General features: G+C 66.6%; 1 pseudogene. It reads left to right on the forward strand.

Annotation, left to right across the window (positions count from 1 at the left end):
* Window positions 1-1,479, forward strand: a pseudogene (locus AC27IO_RS24150) (type VI secretion system Vgr family protein); the annotation flags it as partial.

Below are 1,479 nucleotides of genomic sequence, written 5' to 3' on the forward strand. Positions count from 1 at the left end.
CATCGTCACCCGGCTTCGGGCTGCACGGGCAGGCACCGCTTCTACACCTACAAGGCCCGCCTGAGCCCCTGGCTGTGGCTGGCACACGGCAAGCGACTTCAAGATCTTTCAGAACAAGACCGTGCCCGACATCATCGAGGAGGTGCTCGGCAAATACGGCTACCCGCTGCAGCGCAAGCTCACCCAGAGCTACCGCACCTGGGACTACTGCGTGCAGTACAACGAGACCGACTGCGCCTTCGTCTCGCGCCTCATGGAGCACGAGGGCATCTACTACTTCCACGAGCACAGCGCCGGCCAGCACGTGCTCACCCTGGCCGACGACATCGTCGCCTCGCACAGCCCGCTCGCGGGCGCGGCCGTCATCCCGTTCTATCCGCCCGAGAAGGCCGCCGTCGCCGACAAGGAGAACATCCACGCCTGGCAGCTGGCGCAGGAGATCAAGCCCGGGCGGCACTACAACGACGACTACGACTTCAAGAAACCCAAGGCCGACCTGTCCAACATGCGCCAGACCCCGCCGGGGCACGCGCACGACAGCCACGAGATCTACGAATGGCCGGGCGGGTACACCGAGTTCGGCGACGGCGAGAACTACGCGCGCTCGCGGCTGCAATCGAGCCTGACCGGGCACAGCACCGTGCGGGGCGAGTCGCGCCACCGGGCGCTGGCGCCCGGCTACACCTTCACCCTGGAGAACCACCCGCGCGAGGACCAGAACCAGCAATACCTGCTGACCGGGCTGGAGTACCACTTCAAGGAAAACCCCCAGGTCAGCGCCGTGGCGCCGGGCACCAAGGGCACGCCGCAGGAGGAGGGCTCGTTCCAGAAGTTCACCCTGCAGGCCCAGCCCACCAGCCTGCCGTATACGCCCGCGCGCACCACCCCGAAGCCCAAGACCACCGGCCCGCAGACCGCCGTGGTGGTGGGCCCGCCGGGCGAGGAGATCTGGACCGACCAGTACGGCCGGGTGAAAGTGCAGTTCCACTGGGACCGCATCGGGGCCATGGACGAGAACTCCAGCTGCTGGGTGCGGGTGTCGCACCCCTGGGCGGGGCTGAACTACGGCAGCATCCACATCCCGCGCATCGGGCAGGAAGTCATCGTGGACTTTCTGAACGGCGATCCGGACTACCCCATCATCACCGGGCGGGTGTACAACGGCATCCAGATGCCGCCGTGGAAGCTGCCGGACAACAAGACGCAGTCGGGCACGCTCACGAACTGGAGCAAGGGCGGGGGCGGGGCGAGCATGCTGCGCTTTGAGGACAAGAAGGGCATCGAGCACCTGGAGCTGTCCAACACCTACGGCAACACGTACCTGAACATGGGGTACCTGATGCACCAGGGCAGCGGCTCGCAGCGCGGGTACGGGTTCGAGCTGCGCACGGACCTGTGGGGGTCGATCCGGGCGGACAAGGGGCTGCTGATCACCACGTACCCGCAGGACTTCACCTCCAAGGTGGCGAGCAACAACCC

It is taken from the genome of Acidovorax sp. KNOB132, assembly GCF_057541515.1.